This window comes from Methylorubrum sp. B1-46 (assembly GCF_021117295.1).
Classification (GTDB): Bacteria; Pseudomonadota; Alphaproteobacteria; order Rhizobiales; family Beijerinckiaceae; genus Methylobacterium.
The window spans coordinates 4,877,560-4,894,525 of sequence record NZ_CP088247.1 but is presented as its reverse complement, the minus strand read 5'-3'; the positions used below and the strand labels follow the sequence as shown (position 1 = coordinate 4,894,525).

General features: G+C 69.6%; 14 protein-coding genes. 8 read left to right on the top strand and 6 right to left on the bottom strand.

The genetic code is table 11. From position 1 onward, the window contains the following. Nucleotides 1–28: 28 nt before the first annotated feature. Nucleotides 29–373, top strand: coding sequence for an Hpt domain-containing protein (locus tag LPC10_RS22745; protein WP_231344511.1), 345 nt, complete (start codon nucleotides 29–31; stop codon nucleotides 371–373). Between the two features lie 7 nt (nucleotides 374–380). Here LPC10_RS22745 and LPC10_RS22740 read toward each other — a convergent pair whose 3' ends face one another. Then, complete coding sequence (locus LPC10_RS22740) at nucleotides 381–2,012, bottom strand: NAD-dependent malic enzyme (RefSeq protein WP_231344509.1); 1,632 nt, start codon at nucleotides 2,010–2,012, stop codon at nucleotides 381–383. A 310-nt stretch (nucleotides 2,013–2,322) separates the two neighbouring features. Here LPC10_RS22740 and LPC10_RS22735 point away from each other — a divergent pair, with 310 nt between their 5' ends. Next, the gene (locus LPC10_RS22735) at nucleotides 2,323–2,643 is read left to right on the top strand and encodes a 2Fe-2S iron-sulfur cluster-binding protein (protein ID WP_108942160.1); all 321 of its coding nucleotides are present in this window, start codon (nucleotides 2,323–2,325) and stop codon (nucleotides 2,641–2,643) included. A 49-nt stretch (nucleotides 2,644–2,692) separates the two neighbouring features. Next, a complete protein-coding gene (locus LPC10_RS22730; protein WP_231344508.1) occupies nucleotides 2,693–3,118 on the top strand; it encodes a hypothetical protein in 426 nt (141 codons plus the stop codon). Nucleotides 3,119–3,161: 43 nt separating this feature from the next. On the opposite strand, the gene LPC10_RS22725 is transcribed toward LPC10_RS22730, so the two are convergent. Further along, nucleotides 3,162–4,337: a VWA domain-containing protein gene (locus LPC10_RS22725; protein ID WP_231344507.1), complete on the bottom strand. Its 1,176-nt coding sequence runs from the start codon at nucleotides 4,335–4,337 to the stop codon at nucleotides 3,162–3,164. A gap of 257 nt (nucleotides 4,338–4,594) precedes the next feature. On the opposite strand from LPC10_RS22725, the gene LPC10_RS22720 reads away from it, so the two are divergent. Next, nucleotides 4,595–5,002 carry a hypothetical protein gene (locus tag LPC10_RS22720; RefSeq protein WP_231344506.1) on the top strand — a complete coding sequence of 136 codons (408 nt, stop codon included), beginning with the start codon at nucleotides 4,595–4,597 and terminating at the stop codon, nucleotides 5,000–5,002. A 371-nt stretch (nucleotides 5,003–5,373) separates the two neighbouring features. Further along, nucleotides 5,374–5,910 (top strand): MucR family transcriptional regulator, encoded by a 537-nt coding sequence (locus LPC10_RS22715; RefSeq protein WP_231347128.1) that lies wholly within the window; start codon nucleotides 5,374–5,376, stop codon nucleotides 5,908–5,910. Between the two features lie 488 nt (nucleotides 5,911–6,398). Here the strand turns inward: LPC10_RS22715 and LPC10_RS22710 are convergent, their stop codons facing one another. The 4 genes from LPC10_RS22710 to LPC10_RS22695 all read right to left on the bottom strand — a co-directional run bounded on the left by LPC10_RS22710 (nucleotide 6,399) and on the right by LPC10_RS22695 (nucleotide 11,444). Continuing rightward, a complete protein-coding gene (locus LPC10_RS22710; RefSeq protein WP_231344505.1) occupies nucleotides 6,399–7,133 on the bottom strand; it encodes a sigma-70 family RNA polymerase sigma factor in 735 nt (244 codons plus the stop codon). Nucleotides 7,134–7,428: 295 nt separating this feature from the next. Continuing rightward, a complete protein-coding gene (locus tag LPC10_RS22705) occupies nucleotides 7,429–8,238 on the bottom strand; it encodes a class II glutamine amidotransferase (protein ID WP_231344504.1) in 810 nt (269 codons plus the stop codon). 51 nt (nucleotides 8,239–8,289) lie between these two features. Further along, nucleotides 8,290–9,519 carry a hypothetical protein gene (locus tag LPC10_RS22700; protein WP_231344503.1) on the bottom strand — a complete coding sequence of 410 codons (1,230 nt, stop codon included), beginning with the start codon at nucleotides 9,517–9,519 and terminating at the stop codon, nucleotides 8,290–8,292. Next, a complete protein-coding gene (locus LPC10_RS22695; RefSeq protein WP_231344502.1) occupies nucleotides 9,516–11,444 on the bottom strand; it encodes a DUF3341 domain-containing protein in 1,929 nt (642 codons plus the stop codon). The genes LPC10_RS22700 and LPC10_RS22695 overlap by 4 nt, the downstream gene beginning before the upstream one ends. 454 nt (nucleotides 11,445–11,898) lie before the next feature. On the opposite strand from LPC10_RS22695, the gene LPC10_RS22690 reads away from it, so the two are divergent. The 3 genes from LPC10_RS22690 (at nucleotide 11,899) to LPC10_RS22680 (ending at nucleotide 16,920) form a co-directional block, all read left to right on the top strand. Continuing rightward, on the top strand, nucleotides 11,899–14,502 hold the full coding sequence (locus tag LPC10_RS22690; protein ID WP_231344501.1) for an ATP-binding cassette domain-containing protein: 2,604 nt from the start codon (nucleotides 11,899–11,901) through the stop codon (nucleotides 14,500–14,502). Nucleotides 14,503–14,603: 101 nt separating this feature from the next. After that, nucleotides 14,604–15,824 carry a murein L,D-transpeptidase family protein gene (locus LPC10_RS22685; RefSeq protein WP_231344500.1) on the top strand — a complete coding sequence of 407 codons (1,221 nt, stop codon included), beginning with the start codon at nucleotides 14,604–14,606 and terminating at the stop codon, nucleotides 15,822–15,824. A gap of 190 nt (nucleotides 15,825–16,014) precedes the next feature. Then, nucleotides 16,015–16,920: an MBL fold metallo-hydrolase gene (locus tag LPC10_RS22680; RefSeq protein ID WP_231344499.1), complete on the top strand. Its 906-nt coding sequence runs from the start codon at nucleotides 16,015–16,017 to the stop codon at nucleotides 16,918–16,920. The last annotated feature ends 46 nt before the right edge of the window (nucleotides 16,921–16,966 follow it).

Below are 16,966 nucleotides of genomic sequence, written 5' to 3'. Positions count from 1 at the left end.
GATCATCAAGCAGACGAAGAGAACGGACGTGGACGTTGAGAAACCCCCCACCCCTCTGCTCGATCGCGCCCATCTCGAGGCGCAGACCTTCGGCGACGCGGATCTCGCGCGCGAGGTGCTGAGCCTGTTCGAGGATCAGTGCCGCCGGCTGCTGCCGGCCCTCGCGGAGGAGGGCCGCCCGGCGGGAGACCGGGCCGACCTCGCCCACACCCTCAAGGGCGCGGCGCTCGGCGTCGGAGCGATGCGGGTGGCGCAGGCGAGCGCGGCCGTGGAGGCGGGGTTCCGCACCGTCGGCGAGGCCGATCTCCGGACCCTGCGGCGCGCCGTCGAGCAGACGCTGGAAGCGCTCGGCAGCGTCGGCCTGGAGGCGTGAGGACCCTTCAGTATCCCGGCTTGTAGAGAAGCCCTTCGAGCCAGGCGCGGATGTCGTCGGGACGGGGCACGCCGGCCTCGCCACGGTCGAAGATGAATTCGGCCACCCGCGCCGCCGTCGTCACCTCCGTCTGCAGGATGTCCCTCTGGGCCGGGAACAGCATGCCCTTGGCGCGCAGGTCCGGTCCGACCTGATCGGCGCAGGCGCGGGCGGCCTCGATGAACATCGCGTCGGTGATCCGCTGCGGCCGCGTCGCGTAGACGGCGAGCCCGATGGCCGGGAAGATGTAGAAGTTGTTGGCCTGCCCCGGATGGTAGGTCCTGCCGTCGACCGCGACGTCGGGAAACTGAACGCCGGCCGCGTAGAGCACCGTCCCCTTCGACCACGCATAGGCGTCCTGGGCCGAGACCTCCGCCTTCTCGGTCGGGTTGGACAGGGCGAAGATGATCGGTCGCTCGTTGAGCTGACACATCGCCTCGACCACCTTCCGGTCGAAGGCGCCTCCGCTCGTCGAGACGCCGATCAGCGCCGTCGGCTTCACCCGCTCGATCGTCGCGACGAAATCGGTCTCGGGCTCGGCCTTCTGGGCGAAGGCCTTCTGCTGCGGCGTGAGATCCGTCCGCGAGGGCTCGATCAGGCCGTTAACGTCGAACAGGGTGATGCGCGCCCGCGCCTCCGCCTCGTCGAGGCCCTCGCGGCAAAGCGCGGAAACGATCATCTCGGCGATGCCGATCCCCGCCGAACCGGCGCCAAGAAACAGGAAGCGCTGATCCCCCAAAACCTCGCCCTTGATCTGCAGGGCTGTCGTCAGCCCGGCGAGTGTGACCGAGGCCGTGCCCTGGATGTCGTCGTTGTAGCAGAGCACCTTTTCGCGATACCGGGCCAGCAAGCGCAGGGCGTCGTCGCCCTTCCAGTCCTCGAAATGGATGCAGGCGCCGGGAAAGACATCCTGAACCGCCTGGACGAACTCCTCCACGAAGGCGTCGAGTTCGTCGGTCTCCGGAGGCCGGCGGCGCAGGCCGAGATAGAGCGGATCGGCACGCAACGCCGCGTTCTCGGTGCCGATGTCGAGCAGGATCGGCAGCAAGGACTGCGGCGGCACCGCGGCGCAGGCCGTGTAGAGCTGCAGCTTGCCGATCGGGATACCCATGCCGTTGGCGCCGATATCGCCGAGCCCGAGGATGCGCCCGCCGGTCGAGACACAGACGAAGGCAACGTCCTTCACCGGCCAGTTGCGAAGCACCTCGGCGATGCGGCCCTTCTGATCGAGGCCGACATACAGGCCGTTGGCGCCGCGGTAGATGTGACCGAAGGCGAGGCAAGCCTCGGCAATCGTCGGATCGTAGACGATCGGCATGAACCGCGCCGGATCGGACATCACGGTCTTGTAGAACAGCGTCTCGTTCCGGTCCGACAATTCGATCAGATAGATGTAGCGCTCGAGGTCGCTCGGCTTGGCCGCGAGGTGACCGAGCACCCGCTCCAATTGCCGGTCGAGCGTCTCCACGGCCGGCGGCAGCAGCCCTTCGAGGCCGTGCTCCCGGCGCTCTTCCAGACTGAACGCGGTTCCCTTGTTGCGGCGGGGATCGTTGAGGAGCTCAGATCGCTTCCCTGCAGTGCCCGCTCGGCCTCGTGCCATCGCCTCGTCCTCGTCGGAACGGGCGGCCTCACGCCGCCGTGTTCGCGGACACGACGTTGTGCAGTGCAGCACGGTTCCGGTGAGGACTGACGATCCTCGGCATATGACATGCCGCTGCGGCAGGATGTCGAAGATGGCTCGAACAGGCCCGGCTTGCCGTCGCCTCAAGGCGGCGGTCCGGGCCATCGCTCCCGGCGCGACGGAAAAGCGCCCGCTTCCCGCTTGCATTCTGGCGCCGCCGCCCGCAAGCAGGCGCCACGCCGCCCCTCGAAGGATCGCAGGCGGACGCCGACACGTCCCGGAGCAAGGTATGCCCAAGATCACCTACGTCGATCACGCCGGCACGGCCCGCACGATCGATGGTGAGGTCGGCTCGACCGTCATGGAGACGGCGATCCGCAACAACGTTCCGGGCATCGATGCCGAGTGCGGCGGGGCCTGCGCCTGCGCCACCTGCCACGTCTACGTGGACGAGGCCTGGGCCGACAAGGTCGGGCCGGCCGAGCCGATGGAGCAGGACATGCTCGACTTCGCCTCGGACGTGCGCGCCACCTCGCGCCTGTGCTGCCAGATCCGCGTGACGCCCGAACTCGACGGCCTCGTGGTGACGACCCCGGCCCGCCAGGGCTGAAGATCTGCCTCGGGGTGCGCCGCCGGTGGCTCCCGTTCTCGCGATCCTGATGTTCCTGCCCGTCCCGCTTTTGCAAGGGCTGGGCTATACGGGAACCTGCACGCAGAACGACATCGATCCCTTCCTGACCGGCGCGCTCCTGAGCCCTCCCTTCGGGGCCACAACCCTCGGGCTGGTATGGCGTTCGCGGCACCGTGCGCGAAGCCATCCCGAGGCCGGGGTACCGTGGCTGATCTGTCTGACAAGCCTCGTCTTGGTCTGCGTCTGCGCACTCGTCCTGCTGATGAACGCGGATCTTGCGCGGGATACCCTGCTGTTCGGACGGTCGCCTTGCGGCGCCGAGCACACTCATACAGCATTCGAAACGGAATATGTCGTGATCGGTGCCGTCTACGGCGCCTTGCCGCTCGCAGTCCTCATCACGGCCCTGGCGGCCTTCCAGGCGGCTCGATCCGCCGCCACTCGGCGAGCCTGAACCCCAGGCGGCCGACTTTGGCGGCCAACGCTTACGGCGTCGCCTATCGCAGTAGCGCCCGCATCGCCCCATCCAACCCTTCGAGCGTCAGCGGGAACATTCGGTCGGAAAAGATGCGGCGGACCATGCCGATCGACGGCGTGTAGGCCCAGTGCTCGGCCGGAACGGGGTTGAGCCAGACTGCTTTCGGGAAGTGATCGAGAATGCGGCCGAGCCAGACCTCGCCCGCCTCCTCGTTCCAGTGCTCCACCGAGCCGCCGGGATGGGCGATCTCGTAGGGGCTCATGGAGGCGTCGCCCACGAACACCACACGGTAGTCGGACGGGTAGGTCCGGATCACGTCGAGGAGCGGGATGCGCTCGTCGTGACGGCGATGGTTCTCCGTCCACATCGCCTCGTAGGGGCAGTTGTGGAAGTAATAGTGCGCGAAGTGCTTGAACTCGGAGCGCGCCGCCGAAAAAAGCTCCTCGGCGCGCTCCACGTGCCAATCCATCGAGCCGCCGACATCGAGGAAGAGCAGCACCTTCACGGCATTGCGACGCTCGGGACGCAGCCTCACGTCGATGAAGCCCTTGCGGGCGCTCTCGCGGATGGTCCCATCGAGGTCGAGTTCCTCGGCCGCTCCCGTGCGGGCGAAGCGGCGCAGCCGCCGCAGGGCCACCCGCATGGAACGGGTGCCGAATTCGCGGGAATCATCGAGATCCTTGAACTCGCGCCGGTCCCACACCTTCACCGCGCGGAAGTTGCGGTTGCCGTCCTGGCCGATGCGGATACCCTCCGGATTGTAGCCGTAGGCGCCGAAGGGCGAGGTGCCCCCGGTGCCGATCCATTTCGAACCGCCCTGATGACGGCCCTTCTGCTCGGCGAGACGCTGTTTCAGGGTCTCGAACAGCTTGTCCCAGCCGAGCGCCTTCAACGCGGCCTTCTCGTCGTCGGTCAGGTATTTCTCGGCGAGCTTGCGCAGCCACTCTTCCGGGATGGCGGCGGGCTCCACCGCCTCGCCGAGCGTCTCCAACCCCTTGAAGACCGAGGCGAAGACCCGGTCGAACCGGTCGAGGTTGGACTCGTCCTTCACCAGCACGGTGCGGGCGAGGAAGTAGAACTCCTCGACCCGCTTGTCGGCGAGGTCGCGCTCCATCGCCTGGAGCAGGGTGAGGTATTCGCGCAGGGACACCGGAACGCGGGCCTCGCGCAGACCCGTGAAGAATTGCAGCAGCATGGGGCCTACACGCCCGAGCCCGGCGGGCGGGTCAAGCCGGACGCCCTCCCGACCGTTGCACCACGGCACCGCTGCGTCGTCCGGAAGCCGGCCGGGAAGACATGAATGAAATCGTCGGCGCCTGTGGACGACGCCGCTTTCCGGTGGATATCGCCCGACCGCGCCTTTGCGTGTGAGGAACAACCGTCATCTCACCGGACCTAAGGTGCGTCGCGCAATGCAGGATGAGTCCGTGACTTGACGATTGGATGGACGCCATGCCCGTGGTCTTGCGATCTCTGAGCGATTTCAAGAAATTTCTCCGCAAGCCCGGGGCGACGCTGCAGATCGTCCAGAACACCTTCGTCGATCGGCAGGATGAGGCCTCCCGTGTCGCCTATCGCCGCAAGGGCCTCTACGAGCCGCGAACCCTCAGGGCGATGTCGAAGAAGGCCGCCGTCTTCGACGTGAAAGGCCACGACACCACGGTGTGGCTCTACTGGGATCGCGGCACCCGCAACTGGCGCTTTTCCGGCGACACCGTCACGGTCCCGCTCAACGCCACCCTCGGACCACCCGATGCCGTGGTCTATCGCTGCACGCTGCCGACGCAGCCGGAGCGTGGAAGGCAACGCCGCGCGGCCTTCCGGAACGAAGATGATGAGATGACGCTGCCGGGCATGTAAACACGGCGACCGGCCGCTCGAATTTTGCCGCGCCGACGGAGAGAGATGATCCTGAACCTGCCGCAATCCTTGGAAGCGGCGCGCTTCACGGAGCGAGATCAACGCCAAGCCCGGACTTGCCTCTCACGATTTGTTGAATGGCCGAATCACATCACGCTGATCATGACAATGGTCTAACCTCAGCTTGAACGCACCACCTTGAGACCCCCCAATCTGTCGTCTCATCCGGTCTGATCGTAGACAATATCGAACGGATCGCCACTTTTTCTCGGTTTTGCAGTCGTTTTCCGGGAAAACTCCTTGATCCGGCCTTGAAACTTTCTCAAATCCTTTTAGCTCACGAGAACGAGGGGTTAACAGGATCATGGACAATGTCTGAAACAAGTCAGGTCTCACAACAAGATCGTATCGAACTCGCCGCCGATCTCGTCTCGGCTTACGTCTCGAATAACTCGCTGCCTTCGCCCGAACTTCCGGCCCTGATTGTTCAGGTCCATGCCGCACTCGTCGCCCTCTCGGCGCCGCAGGCTCAGAAAGAGGAAGAAGTCGAGCGGGCGACGCCGGCCCAGATCAAGAAGTCGATCACGCCGGACGCCCTGATCTCCTTCATCGATGGCAAGCCCTATAAGACGCTCAAGCGCCACCTGACGACGCACGGGCTCGATATCGAGGGCTATCGCCGCCGCTACGGCCTCCCCGCCGACTATCCGACCGTCTCTTCCAACTATTCCGCCGCCCGTTCGGCGCTCGCGAAAGATCTCGGCCTCGGCCAGCAGCGTCGCAAGTCGTCCGCGAAAGCCACCGAGCCTGCGGACGAAGTGGTCTCGGAAGCGCCGGCCGAGCCGCGCCGCAAGAGCGCCGCTTCGGGCGAGGGCCGCAAGACCGGCGGACGGCGCAAGGCAGCGTGACACCAAGGCTCGAACCGGCAGGGTGATCGTCCCTGCCGGTCGGCTCGATTTCATCACCGCGCAGATGGTCCGGTGAAGAGGACGTTTCGGTCGTCCAGCTCTTGGACGACCTGACGATTCCATGCAGCTTCGTGTCTCTCACGAAACTCCCGCCGCGCTGTCCTCGTCAGAGCGAGAACGGTGGGTGACCAGGAGTTTGTGAGGCACCCTCAACGCCGCTGATCCGCACTTCAGATCAAGGCGCGCCAGCGCAGATCGCCGACCGGACATTCCAAGTCACGGATTTCAAGCGACGTCCAAGAGATTGCTTCGGCGTTTGTCGGACGCCGTCATCACGAGGCGGAGCCGAAGCGATCCAGAGCGCGACCTCCCGGGACATGCCACGCTCTGGATTGCCACGGCTTCGACTCGCAATCCGAGCCGATCACTTGGACGCGGCATCATAGGCTACACGGGCGTTCCGGCCCACCGCCGCCCGCGCCGGCCCCTCAGGCGTCCGGCATCGCCGACTGGATGAAGCGGTCGGAGGAGAGATCCTCCTCATCGTAGCCGAGAAGCTCGGCGAGACGCCCGCGGGCGCGGCTGACGCGGCTCTTCACCGTGCCGACCTTGCAGCCCATGATGGTCGCGGCCTCCTCGTAGGAGACGCCCTCGGCACCGACCAGCACCAGAGCCTCGCGCTGGTCCGGCGGCAGCTTGGCGAGCGCCGTCTGCAGATCCTCGACGTCGAGCCGGTCGCCCTGATGCGGCGCGGTGGCGAGGCGGGCGGCATAGGAGCCGTCCTGGTCCTCGACCTCGCGGACGCGCTTGCGGTGGTCCGAGTAGAAGATGTTGCGCAGGATGGTGAACAGCCACGCATTGAGGTTGGTGCCCGGCTGGAAGCGGGCACGGTGCTGCCAGCCCTTGAGCAGGGTGTCCTGCACGAGGTCGTCGGAGCGGGCCGGGTTCGAGGTCAGCGACAGGGCGAAGGCGCGCAAGGACGGCACGGCGGCGAGCAGGCCGTTGCGGAAATCGGGATCGATCCGCTCTCCCTGGGCCTTGAGCGCCTCTTCGAGCTTGCCGATCAGCTCGGAGAAGCGGACCGGCGTGTCCTCGCCCGCGCCCAGCGTGTCGTAGACGCTGCGAAGGTGATCGCCGAGATGGCTGCGGATCGAGTCGGAGAGTTTGGGACGGCCGTCTGTCATCGCGGGACGATCCAGGGTGGCTTCGGTCTCGTTGCGCATCGGGTACTTCGCGGTCGGGGCATTTCGGCAAACGTCGGGACGGCCCGGCACGCGGCGATGGCCCCGGCGAGGCGCTTAACATAGTTGTAGCGCATCGGCCCCGCACCGCACACCCGCGCCACGCGAAATACTGCCACGCTTGCACACAACACGATCCGCTGTGGCGCGAAGGGCAAAACCCAAACTCGCTATTCCGAACGGCTTCGATCGGGTTCGGTTTGAGTTGATCGGCCGATCCTGCGGCGTGAATGCGGCAGATCGACAGCATCGCTTGCGGCTTTCAGTCCGCTCCGCGTCAGGCGGCGCCGCGCATCTCCGGCTGCGCGCGCCGCTTACCCTTCAGCACACGGACCGCCCCATCGGTGAGGACCAGCGTGTCGCCGCGCTCCAATTCGGTCCAGGTCTCGTCGCGGGTCAGCGCCCGCGTGGCGATCACAGTGACGATATCGGTCTCGGTCGTCTCCTGCGCGAAATCGACCCGCCAGTCCTCGTCGATCAGCGTCGCCGTGCCGAACGGCGCCCGGCGGGTCAGGTAGCAGAGCCTCTTGCCGCAATGGGCGTAGAGCACCCGGCTGTCAGTGAGCAGCATGTTGAACACGCCGAGTTCCGACAGGGTCAGCGCGTAGCCGGCGATCGCCGCCTCAAGGGCGGCCGTGCGCGGCGGCTTCGGGAAGCGCGCCTGGAGCTGCGACAGGATCCAGCAGAAGGCGTGTTCGCTGTCGGTGGTGCCGACCGGCTCGAACCGCCCGAGCGGCAACCGCTTCACGCCCTTGAGCTGGCCGTTATGGGCGAAGGTCCAGGGCCGGCCCCACAGTTCGCGGGAGAAGGGATGGGTGTTCTCCAGGCTGACCCGTCCGCGATTGGCCTTGCGGACATGGGCGACGACGATGCGGCTCTTGATGGGATAGCGGCGCAGCAGCTTGGCGAGTTCGGAGCGGGCGCTCGGCTCGGGGTCGTGGAAGGAGCGGCAGCCGCGTCCCTCGTAGAAGGTGATGCCCCATCCGTCGGCGTGCGGCCCGGTCTCGCCGCCGCGCCGGGCCAGCGCCGCGAAGGAGAACCGGATGTCGGTGGGCACATTCGCGCTCATTCCGAGCAATTCGCACATGGTCGCCGGGGTCTTCTCAAGTCGCGCGAGGTCGAGGTGGGGTGAGGGAAACTAGGAAGCTTCGGGGGGCCGAACAACCGATTTGCGGCGCGTGTCCCCTGTCGCCGCTCCCACGCGGCCCTTCAGGCGCTCCCGGCCCGGCCAGGCCGGCGTAACGGCGAGCCCCGGGATCAGGCGGCGGATTGCGGGTGCCAATCCCATCGCCAGCCCAGTGACGCCGGCGAGCGCCAGGAGGTCCGTGAGGCCGAGGCGGAAGGTGCCGCGGAAGGCCGGCGTAACGAACCAGAACAGTTCGGCGAGATGGACACCGACGGCGAGCGCCGCCACGAGCCGCGTGCGGTTCTCGCCGGGGCGCAGGGTCAGGGCGGCGGCGAGCGCCACGACGCCGGCGGCGGACAGCGCCAGGACACGGCCGTAGAAGCTCGACCGCAGCCGGTACCAGGCGGCGGCCTCCGGATCGGCGGCAGCGCCGAGCATCAGGAACTGCACCGCGTGCAGGCCGGCCCAGACGAGGAGCAGCACGGCGAGCGGGGTCAGGCGGTCGTGCCGGCGCCGCGCCGGCCCGACATCGGGCGGCGCGACGAGGATCGCCGCAGCCAGCGCGAGGCTCGACCAGGCCGAGAGCACCAGAAGGCCGAAGGCGCTGGCGTGGAAGCGCAGGCCGGGATCGGTGCCGACGGCCATGACGAGATCGAAGGCCGCCAGCGTGCCGACCACGGTGTGGAGGCCGAGGCCGAGCGCGGCACGGCCGTCATCGATCCGCCCGGCCTTGGCCCAGGGCTCGCCGCCGCGGCGGGCGAAGAGCAGGGCAAGCCCGGTCCACAGAGCGAAATAGAGGCTGAGGCGGGCGGCGAGGAACAGCGGCGCGTTGCCGAGCAGGATGAGCGGCCCGTCCGGCCCGGCCCTCTCCGGGGCCGGGTAGAGCAGGGCGGCGACCAGCGGGATCGGCAGGGCCAGGATCGCGGCCACCGGCATCAGCACCAGCAACCCGCGCAGGGTTTCCAGCAGGGCGGTCTCGGGCTGCGGGCGCCACGCATCCGCCCGCTCGATCATGATCGCGACCGGCAGCGCCCCTGCGGGAAGCGCGAGGAGGCAGGTCCAGGCGGCGAGATAGGAGGGCGCGAGCCGCGGCAGCCCGGCATGGTGGAACGCCAGCAGCAGGCAGCCCAACCCGATGGCGAAAGCCGCCGCCGGGCGGCGGGCGGGATCGCGGAAGTAGCCGCTGGCGGATTTCGCCCCCGCCGCCTTGCGGGCGGCGGCACCCTTCTCCTCGGCGCTCACCGCCGTGCCCCCAAAGCGGCGGGACCGTAGAGGGCGAGGGGACGTCCAGCCGCCTCCGGCAGGGCGTTGAGGCGCCGCACGAGGGCGGCAGGGTTGAACGCCCCGCGGGAGGGCTCGACCGGGGGGTCGATCGTCAGGACGAAGCGGCCGTTGAGAGCGGAGGGCGGCCTGCGGCCTGTCCGTCCGGCTCTGACAGCCGCGACGAGCGCCCCCCCGAGACCGAAGACACCGCCCATCGCGCCGGCCGACAAGGCCGGTACTGCCGCCATGGCCCAGGAAAGCGGCCATGAGACCGGCCACAGGAGCGACGACGAGAGCGGCGATGCGAGCCCCAAGGCGCCGGGCCACGTGGCGGGTGAGGCGAGCGCCGCCACGTCCGCGAATCCCTGCGGCATCGCATCGGCGAGGCCGATGAGGCGAGCGGCGAGGAAAGCCACGACACCGAGAAAGGCACCGAACAGCGCGAAGCGATTCAGCGGCCGCCCACGCGCGTGGAGGGCGGCCGCGGCCTCCGGCATCGGCACGGGACCGTAAGCGTCGAGCTGCGACGGCGTGTCGGGTCCCGAGAGGCCGCGCACCCCCTCCGCCAGTTCGGCCTCGGCGGCGAAGACCGCCAGAAGGCCCGGCCGGGGCTTCGGATCCGCCGAAACGTCACGACCGGATTCGAGTCCCGCCTCCGGTGCCCGGAGCGCCGCCTGCGGGTTGTGGGCGAGGGCGAGTTGCCGCGTCTCGACGATCGAGACCGGAGGCACGAGGCGGAACAGCACGAGCAGACCGAGAACGAACAACCCGGCGGAGCCGAACGCGGCGGCGGCGGCGGTCGCGAGACCCGCAAGATCCGTCCCTGCCGCGCCCGCCCGCGCGGCGAGCACGTGATCGGCGCCGAGGCCGGCGGCAACGAGACCTCCGATCAGGCCGAGCGCGGCAGCGCTGCGGCGGACGGGGGTGATCCAGAACAGTTGCGTGGGAAGAAGGCCGGCGAGCATGAGCGTCCAGAAGGCGGGAGCCTCGTCGCCGAGGATCCTGCGGGTCACGCGGGCCCGCTCGGCGGCGTCGCCGTAGAGGAGCGCGGTGACGTTCTCGGTGACGTGGCAATAGAGGGCCGCGAGTCCGAAGGCGAGGATCAGTCGGCCCAGGATGTCGAGGTGGCGGCCGGTGATGAGGCCGTCGAGCCCGAGGCTCCGGCGCAGGGCCACCGCCAGCGCCGCGATCAGGCCTGCGCCCGAGAGCACCGCCTCGACCAGCAGGGCGACCGGAAGCAGGGTGTCGTGGCGGTCAGTGCGAAGGGCTGCGGCCAGCGCAAGGTCGATCAGCACCGCCACCGCCGCGAGGATGGCGAGCAGGGCGAGCCCGCGGCAGGCTCGCTCCCAGGCGTGCCATTGCTGCACCGAGCCGCACCAGCCGGCCGCGAACGCGCGGTAGAGGCGGGCACGGCGGCGATCCGGCTCCGCGGCGAGGCGGTCGCGCAGAACCGCCAGATCCGGCAGGAGGGCGGCCGCCCAGAGACCGCCCGTCGCCGCGAGCAGGGCCGCGAGACTGACCGCGTGGAGCGGTGCCGGGTGGAGGGCGGCGAGACCGGCGCAGAGCAGGGCGGCCGTCTGCGCCAGCCGGCTGATCCCGCAGCGCCATGCAACGTCCGCGAGCAGCAGCAGCCCCGAGATCAGCAGACACCCAGCGGCGAGCCCGATCCACCACCCGGCTCCGGCCGCGGCCAGCGCGGCGGGCACGGCCGGGCGCAGGCCGGCCCAGAGAAGGATCAGGGCGAGCATGCCGGCGACGGCAAGCCACCAGCGGCGGCCGCCGGGCGCGAGCACGGCCCCGGTCAATGCGGCACCGATCGAGGAGACCGTCTCGCCGGCCCCGATCACCGGCATTCCGTAGAGGGAAGCCGGCTCGGAGACAGGCTGATGCGCGGATTCGTTCATCGGCTCAACGACCGGCCGTCGGGCGCGGACGGCTCCGGAACCGCAAGGAGAAAGCAGGCGCTGGGATGTCTCGCACGGGCATCCGGCATCGTCCGGTGAGAGGGGAGGGCGTGGCCCCGCCGAACGGAATGGCTGGGAACCGGGCGAAAGGCAGGCTCACCGCGCGGAAGACGCAGGAATGCTCTGCCTGCCATGTGCTCTCCCGCACCAAAGAGCAACGCGCACGCGGGATTGCAAAGCGGCATGCGGGCTGGCCGGGCTTGCACCCTGGTGTTTCCGTGCGAAGAGGACGGTCCGCGACGGCCTCCTCGCGCGTCGGACCGCCGAACCAGTCCTCCACCACGCCAAAGCCCAGTTCACTCGAAGCCCAAGTCACCGGATAGCCTCCGCCCGATGCCGCTTTCCTCTCCCGCCAACCTGCCCGGCCCGCCTCGGTCCGGTGCCCGGAATGCCGATGGAGCGTAACCCCGTCCGGTTCGCCCTCGCCTCGTCGCCGCGCCGGCACGCGGCGGCGCTCGGGCTGGCTGTGGGCCTGGGCGGACCGCTGGCGCTGTTCGTGCTGCTGTGCCTGCGCGACCTGATCGCGGTGCTCACCCGCAGCAGCCCGAACGTCCTGCCCTTCCTGCGGATCGCCCTGCCGCTGCCGGGCCAGCACGGCAGCGAGGCGCCGATCCTGTTCGAGGGCTGGAGCCTGCCGCCGGCCGAACTGCCGCTGATCGCGCTGAGTTCGCTTGCCGCCGCGGCCCTGCTTTTCGCCGTCCTCGGCGCGGCGGTCGCCTATCTCTGCTTCTCCGTTCAGGCGCGGGCCACGGCGCGGTTGCGGGCGCGGGCCACCGAGGCGATCCTCGCCTCGCCGCCGGGCGCCCGCGAGGACCTGCGGGCGCTGCCCGGCCTCGTCGGCCAGGCGCTCGCGCGGATGGGATCGCTCGCGGCGGTCGGCATCGTCGTGCCCGGCCTGACGCTGGCTGCGATCCTGCTCGCCCTGGTGATGGCGGAACTCGCCGCCCCGCGCCTCGTGCCGGTGATCGCCCTGCTGCTCGCCGCCGTCGGATTGGCTCGGGCGCTCCTCGCCAGCCGCACCGCCGCCCGCCGCAGCCTGCGCCGGGCCGACACCGCCGCCACGGAAGCGGGCCTGCGTGACCTGATCCGGCGGATGCCGGCGGTGCGCGCCCACGGCGCCGCGGCGTTCGAGCGGCGCCGCCTGGGCCTGCGAGCGCGAGCGGCGCGCTCGGCCCTAGTGCGGGCGGAGGCCCAGCTCGCCTACGCGCGGGCCCCGGCGCTCGCCCTCGTCGTGATCCTGCCCGCGCTGCTCATCGCCACCGCCCTGTGGCAGGGCGAGGCGGCGACCGAGGCCGACAACGTCCTGCCCGGCGCGCTGGTCGCGGCGGCCGGCGCCTTCGCCCTGGCCGCAAGCCTCGTGGCGATCAGCCTGCGGCTCTGGAACCAGTACCGCACGGTCGCCCCCCTGTTTCGCACCATCGCCGAGACCCTGGACGCGCTCAATCCGCGCCGGCCGGGTGACCGCGCCCGCGCGGCCGCCCCGTTTCCCGAGACCGGTGCCCTCGTCGCGAAAGGTGTGGGCGCCTACGACCCCGGCAGCGGCGAGCGGCTGACCGGGGTCGACCTCGCCCTGCCGATGCCGGCGCATGTGGCGATCGTCGGTCATCGTGGCAGTGGATCGCGCGCGCTCGCGGCGCTCCTCGCCGGACAGATCGAGCCCACGGCCGGCGCCGTCACCTATGGCGGCATCGACCTGCGCGCCTTCGATTCCGCCGAGCGCGCCCGGCGGATGGCGCTGGCCGGCTCCGAGGCGATCCTGATCGAGGGGACGCTGCGCCAGAACCTGCTCTACGGCGCCCGCAGCGGCGACCGGGAAGCCTCGGGTCTCGCCGAGCGCATCGCCATCCTCAAGCTCACGGGCCTCGACGCCTTCGTCTACGAGCGGGGCCTGGAGGCCTCCGTCGATCCCGAGGACGATCCTGCCACGGCGGAAGCGGTCGTCGCCGCTCGGTGGGCCGTGCGCGAGGCGCTCGCCCGCGAGGGCATGGCCCGCCTCGTCGAGCCGTTCGACCCGGCCCGCTACAACCATCAGGCGGATATCGGCGAGAACATCCTGTTCGGCGAGGCGGTGAGCCCGGCCTTCTCGCAAGCGCGGCTCGCGGCGCACCCCTACCTGCGCGCGGTGCTGGAGGCGGAGGACCTGACCCGCACGCTGGTCGATGTCGGCCTGCAAGTGGCCCGCTCCACCGTCGAGATCTTTTCCGATCTCCCCGACGATCACCCGCTGTTCGAGACCTTCTCGCTGTTTCCGGCCGCCGAGCGGGGCTATTTCGAGGATCTGGTCGCCCGCCAGCCCGAAGCCCGCGGTTTTCGCCGCGGCCCCGCCGGGCATCGCGACCGCGAGCGGCTGATCGGGCTGGCGCTCCGCTACAGCGAGACGCGCCACCGCTTCGGCCTGATCGATGCGGCACTCGAACAGCGTCTCGTGGCCGCCCGCCACTCCTTCGCGGCGATGCTGCCGCCGCGCTATCGCGAGAAGGTGGAGTTCTACGATCCCTCCCGGCTCACCGCCGCCGCGAGCCTGGAGGAGAACCTGCTGTTCGGGCGCATCACCCAAGGCGAGGCGGGCGCCGAGGGGCGGGTGCGCGCCCTGGTGCGCCGGGTGCTCGCCGAACAGGGGCTGGAGCCCACCGTCTACCGGCTCGGCCTCGCGGCGCGGATCGAGGCCGGCGTCGCGGTGGCGGGCCAAGGCCAGCGTGCGGTGCTGGGGGAGGGCGCTCTCGGCCCGCGCGAGCGGGTGGCGATCGAGTTCGTCCGCTGCCTCGTGCGCCGCCCGGACATCCTCGTGGTCGGCCTCTCGCTCGACGACCGCAAGCCCGACGAGATCACCGCCCGAATCGAGCGCCTGCGGGCGCTGCGCGCGGGCGCGGCGCTCATCGTCTGTCTCCCCGACGAGGACACCCTGAACCGGCAGGCGCCGTTCGACGCCGTGCTGCGGGTGGAGCGCAACACCGTGGTGACGGGCGATCCGCAGGAAACCGAGGCGGTCCCCGCCTGAGTGCTTCCGTTTCCCGCAAAACCGCCCCAAAGCTTGGGCACAATCCGATTTCGTCGCCCGTGGGCGCCGCCGGTCGAACCCGGCCTCGATCGAGACGGTGTATGCCTTCCCCGAACGAATCTCGACGCCTTGAGAGGTTTCGCCTGCGCACCCTCGTATCGGCCGTGATCGGGCTGTTGTTCGTCTCCGCCTCGAACACGCTCGCCCTGGCCGACAAGGCGAACGCGCCGATTCCGGCCGCGACCCTGGCGCTGATGGCGGCGCGCGGCACCGATGCCGCCTCGCCGATCGTGCTGCGGGCCTACAAGAAGGAATCCGAGATCGAGGTCTGGAAGCGCAACGCCGCCGGCCGCTACGTGCCGATCAAGACCTATCCGATCTGCCGCTGGTCCGGTCAGCTCGGGCCGAAGACCAAGACCGGCGACCGGCAGACGCCGGAGGGGTTCTACACCGTGGCGAAAAGCCAGATGAACCCGAACTCGCGCTACTACCTCTCCTTCGACGTCGGCTACCCGAACGCCTACGACCGGGCGCACGGCTCCACCGGCTCGGCGGTGATGGTTCACGGCGTCTGCTCGTCCATGGGCTGCTTCGCCATGACGGATGCCGTGGCAGGAGAACTGTTTTCCATCGCCCGGGAGGCATTCTCCGGCGGGCAGCGGGCGTTTCAGTTCCAGTCCTTCCCGTTCCGCATGACCGCCGCGAACATGGCCCGGCACCGAACCGACCCGAACATCGCCTTCTGGCGCCAGTTGAAAGAGGGCTCCGACCGCTTCGAGGCGACCGGCGAGGAACCGGTCGTGAGCGTCTCGGGCGGGCGTTACACCTTCGCGCCCTCGCCCGATCCGGCCAAGGAGGCGGCCTTCACCGCCCTGCACAAGGACGAGACCGACCGGATTGCCGCACTGGTGGAGGAGGGCGCGGCGGCCGTGCGCACGACCTATTCCGACGGCGGGCAGCACGCCTTCTGGGCCGCCCGGATCCGCCAGGGCTTTCCGGTAGGCGACATCAGCCGGCCCGAGGCCTTGGCCTATGCCGGCCAGGAGGTGGTGCTGATCCCCGCCCGCCGCCGGTCGGCTCCGCCCCCGCCGGTGCCGGAGGCCGTCTGGGCCGCGTGGATCGGCCCCGGGAGTCCGTCTCTCGCGCTGCGGACGGCGGATTTCGTGCCGCCCTACGAGGCCGCGCCGGGCCGCTTCACGGCCAGCGTTGCGCGCTACGCGCAGTCATGGCCGAGCCTGGCTCGTGCCGCCATCGAGACGACAATGCCACTGCCCGAGCTTGCACTTTCGCAACCCTCGGTTGAGAAGGTGGCACAGCGCTGATCTGGATCTCCTCGAAACGGCGTGTGCGAGCACGCACACAGACCCGAATGGCGGGCCCCCATCTCAGCACTGTACACTCCGTGCCCGATGAGGGGCCGAAGGACAGCCGCGAAAACGTGCGCGGATGCGCACGGCGGCGCCACTGCGACCCGAGAAAGCCCGGCATGAAACCGGGCATTGGTGCCGATCGATGACCCTGCCATATCCAGCCAAGGACGAGGCCCTCGTCCTGCGTTTCTGGGGCGTACGCGGCTCCACGCCGGTCAGCGGCCCCGAGACCGCCGAGTTCGGCGGCAATACGCCGTGCCTGGAGATCCGCTGCGGGGATCGCCTGTTCGTCATCGATGCCGGTTCCGGGCTCAATGCCTTCGGGCGGAGCTGCCGCGAGTCGCTGCCGCGGGACATCGATCTGCTGTTCAGCCATCTCCATCTCGACCACACGGCCGGCCTGCCCTTCTTCAAGCCGGCGGTGATGGATTGCGACCACACGATCCACACCTATTGCGGGAATCTCGACGGCGCCAGCGCGCAGGACGCGCTCGACCGGCTATTCTCGCCGCCGTTGTTTCCGGTGACGCTCGACGTGCTGCCCTGCACCTTCAAGCATCACGGCTTCAAGGCAGGCGAGTCGCTGACCTTCGCCGACGGCATCCGCGTCGATACGATCCTGCTCGACCACCCGCAGGGGTCGACGGGCTACCGCTTCGATTACGGCGGCAAGCGCCTCTGCGTCATCAGCGACATCGAGCACGGCACGAACTGGCCCGATCCGGAGCTGTGCCGCTTCGTCGAGGGGGCCGACCTCCTCGTCTATGACGGCATGTTCACCGAGGGCGAGTATCCCTGCTGCAAGGGCTGGGGCCACTCGACCTGGCAGAAGGGGGTCGAGCTGGCCAAGGGAGCCGGGGTCAAGGCGCTCGGCATCATCCACCTGCACCCGGCCCATTCCGACGTGCAGTTGCGCAAGGTCGAGGCCGAGATGCAGGCCGAGATGCCGACCGCCTTCATCGCCCGCGAGCGCCAGTCGATCGAGGTGGGCCGCCCCCTCATCGGCCTCGCCGAGCCGCCGGTGCTGGCCGTGGCCCGCCGGGCCTGAAAATCGGCTTGAGCGCCGTTTCTGGGGCAGGCCCATCGCGCCTCAT

Bases quoted from the DNA above. Each gene is read 5' to 3' on its own strand.
- LPC10_RS22740 (WP_231344509.1), bottom strand. From the start codon at position 2,012: ATGGCACGAGGCCGAGCGGGCACTGCAGGGAAGCGATCTGAGCTCCTC.
- LPC10_RS22735 (WP_108942160.1), top strand. From the start codon at position 2,323: ATGCCCAAGATCACCTACGTCGATCACGCCGGCACGGCCCGCACGATC.
- LPC10_RS22720 (WP_231344506.1), top strand. From the start codon at position 4,595: ATGCCCGTGGTCTTGCGATCTCTGAGCGATTTCAAGAAATTTCTCCGC.
- LPC10_RS22710 (WP_231344505.1), bottom strand. From the start codon at position 7,133: ATGCGCAACGAGACCGAAGCCACCCTGGATCGTCCCGCGATGACAGAC.
- LPC10_RS22680 (WP_231344499.1), top strand. From the start codon at position 16,015: ATGACCCTGCCATATCCAGCCAAGGACGAGGCCCTCGTCCTGCGTTTC.
- LPC10_RS22695 (WP_231344502.1), bottom strand. From the start codon at position 11,444: ATGAACGAATCCGCGCATCAGCCTGTCTCCGAGCCGGCTTCCCTCTAC.
- LPC10_RS22730 (WP_231344508.1), top strand. From the start codon at position 2,693: ATGTTCCTGCCCGTCCCGCTTTTGCAAGGGCTGGGCTATACGGGAACC.
- LPC10_RS22715 (WP_231347128.1), top strand. From the start codon at position 5,374: ATGTCTGAAACAAGTCAGGTCTCACAACAAGATCGTATCGAACTCGCC.
- LPC10_RS22705 (WP_231344504.1), bottom strand. From the start codon at position 8,238: ATGTGCGAATTGCTCGGAATGAGCGCGAATGTGCCCACCGACATCCGG.
- LPC10_RS22690 (WP_231344501.1), top strand. From the start codon at position 11,899: ATGGAGCGTAACCCCGTCCGGTTCGCCCTCGCCTCGTCGCCGCGCCGG.
- LPC10_RS22685 (WP_231344500.1), top strand. From the start codon at position 14,604: ATGCCTTCCCCGAACGAATCTCGACGCCTTGAGAGGTTTCGCCTGCGC.
- LPC10_RS22725 (WP_231344507.1), bottom strand. From the start codon at position 4,337: ATGCTGCTGCAATTCTTCACGGGTCTGCGCGAGGCCCGCGTTCCGGTG.